This is a genomic window from Candidatus Zixiibacteriota bacterium, assembly GCA_040752815.1.
Taxonomy (GTDB): Bacteria; Zixibacteria; MSB-5A5; order GN15; family FEB-12; genus JAGGTI01.
Genome location: JBFMGC010000107.1, coordinates 1 through 2,543 on the forward strand (window position 1 = coordinate 1; position 2,543 = coordinate 2,543).

Annotated in this window: 2 protein-coding genes; both read right to left on the reverse strand. The window is 52.5% G+C overall.

From position 1 onward, the window contains the following. Positions 1–66: 66 nt before the first annotated feature. Positions 67–813, reverse strand: coding sequence for a hypothetical protein (locus AB1772_13310; GenBank protein ID MEW5797317.1), 747 nt, complete (start codon positions 811–813; stop codon positions 67–69). A gap of 78 nt (positions 814–891) precedes the next feature. Further along, on the reverse strand, positions 892–2,543 hold a 1,652-nt coding region (locus AB1772_13315), incomplete at its 5' end, for a thrombospondin type 3 repeat-containing protein (protein ID MEW5797318.1).

Here is a 2,543-nt window from a genome sequence, read left to right on the forward strand (position 1 = left end):
GGAAATCGGAAGGGGCTGCTCCACTACGAGATTTTTATGGTCTCTTCGTTCCGCAACCCGACTTTATCAAGAGGTCATATTCGCCCATACCGGGCCTGGCTTACCCACGGAGTTCCCGGAAGAGCCTTCTTTTTCGACAGGGGCCCATCTCTCGATTTCTACAGCGCATTGTGTGTTATTTGAATCGAATACCGAAAAGGCTGGAGGGGTGTCGTCAATAAACCCTCCTGCCAAAATTTCGACCCAAGAAAAGAGATCCTTTGTTAAGCGTAACAATACTGGAAAATCAGTAAGCCCCTCGTCGATTAAAGTGTGGTCAATCCTACCAACAACATAACCGGTTTGTCCTTTTGAATAGCAAATAATTTTAACAACTTTTTCTTCGCTTGAATTCCCGAAACTGTCCATGGCTTGGAAATGTAAAAGGTTTTCTCCCTCTGCAAGTTCAACAGAATATTGCCATGATCCGCTTTCATTATTTGATACTACTTCTATTCCATTTAGAAGAATGCTCGTGTTTGGTTCCTTTGTTCCTGATACTATTTGCGTGCCTTCTCGTGTTGGCGATTTTACCTGGTTAATTGTCGGCGGAAAAGGCGAGATATAATCCGTTTGGACTACTGGTTCAGCTGCGTTAGCACTGGGTGGCATGGGAAAAAGTAGCATCAGTGCCAAAATTATAAATGATTTTACGATATAATTCTGAATAAATATCATTTTTAGGAATATTTTATTAGATTTTCGGTGGCGTGTTGTGTGCTTCGTTGCGGAATGAATGCATTGTTCGTGATTGATCCTGTTGCTATTAAACATTACCACTCCAGTATTCTGTCGCAAGAATTATTTAAATTCTCAGTAATGATTTATTGTTATCTATTCCGCATAAATTCTCTATTCATGCTTCCACTCCTTGGCCTTTATGGTTTTCCAGCCAGAGGACATTTCGGCATATCCCGGATATCCTGCCTCACCCACCGTCAGGCGCAGTTTGAGATCCGGCATGACCTCCATCCCTGTCTTTCCCGCTGGGTCAAACTTGGCCCGCAAGTCGAATTTCCCTGTGGAATAAGTGTAATAATCCGCCACCGCTACCACGGTGTCCGGTAATTCCGGGCGGCTGATCCGGATGGTCATATCCGGTGTCAATGCAAAGGGAAGGTCAACTTCTATCTCCCCATCGTCGTCATCATCGTCCACCATCATGGTTGCGGGAATAATGACGACCTGGTTATCGGCGCCGACCTGAATCACTGCGGACCCTATCTGAATAGAAAAGGCACCGGTCAGCCCCTCCCGATCAATCTCGAGGCTGGTGCTGTCCTGGCCGAGCAGATTGGCCTTGATATGGACGAGCCCCTTGTAATCAAACTTTGCCCCTTTCCAGTCAATCTTGAACTTATCAATACTGTTGCTTCCTTGCTTATATTCCCACTTCTTCCCTTCATCTCCCTTGGCGGTAAACTCGATATGGTCGGCGACCAGCGGAGCGAGATCGGCAATTTGTATCCTCACCGCGCCCTGCGGCAGGATAGTAGCCGCTGTGACACCAAAGGGCAGACGTATCGAGCCGTCAAATTTCACCTCGCCTTTATCCCATTCGACTTCCGCTTTTGAAACGGTCAAAAGACATTCGGTGATACACAGCGCCGAACAGCCGTCGCCGTCTGTTCGGTTACCGTCGTCACACCTCTCAACTGTTTCGCGGGTACCATTTCCGCAGGTCTGCGGATCACAGGCATCGCCGAGTCCGTCTTTGTCGAGGTCCGCCTGATCGGCATTGGCCAATTCGGGACAGTTGTCCACATCTCCGCAAACACTGTCCCCGTCCTTGTCGTTATCCGCATCCAACGGGCAGGAATCACAGACATTGCCCGCACCGTCACCATCCTGATCCGCCTGGTCGGTGTTGGCGACCGTCGGGCAGTTGTCGGTGGCGTCGGCAACGGTATCGCCGTCGTCATCGTCGTCGCAGAGGTCACCGATGCCGTCGTGGTCGAGATCCGCCTGGTCGGTATTGGCTACGGTCGGGCAGTTGTCGGTAGAGTCGGCGACGGTATCCCCATCATCATCGTCGTCGCAGAGATCGCCGATGCCATCGTGGTCAAGGTCGGCTTGGTCAGGGTTGGCCACCGTCGGGCAGTTGTCGGTCACGTCGGCGACGGTATCGCCGTCGTCATCGTCGTCGCAGAGGTCGCCGACGCCGTCGTTGTCGAGATCGGCCTGGTCGGTGTTCGCCACCGCCGGGCAGTTGTCGGTGGCATCGGCGACGGTATCGCCGTCGTCATCGTCGTCGCAGAGGTCGCCGATACCGTCGTTGTCGAGATCGGCCTGGTCGGTGTTGGCCACCGCCGGGCAGTTGTCGGTGGCATCGGCAACGGTGTCACCGTCGTCATCGTCGTCGCAGAGATCGCCGATGCCGTCGTTGTCGAGATCGGCCTGGTCGGTGTTGGCGACGGTCGGGCAGTTATCGGTCGCGTCGGCGACGGTATCGCCATCGTCATCGTCGTCGCAGAGATCGCCGACACCGTCGTTGTCGAGATCCG

Bases quoted from the DNA above. Each gene is read 5' to 3' on its own strand.
- AB1772_13310 (MEW5797317.1), bottom strand. From the start codon at position 813: ATGTTTAATAGCAACAGGATCAATCACGAACAATGCATTCATTCCGCA.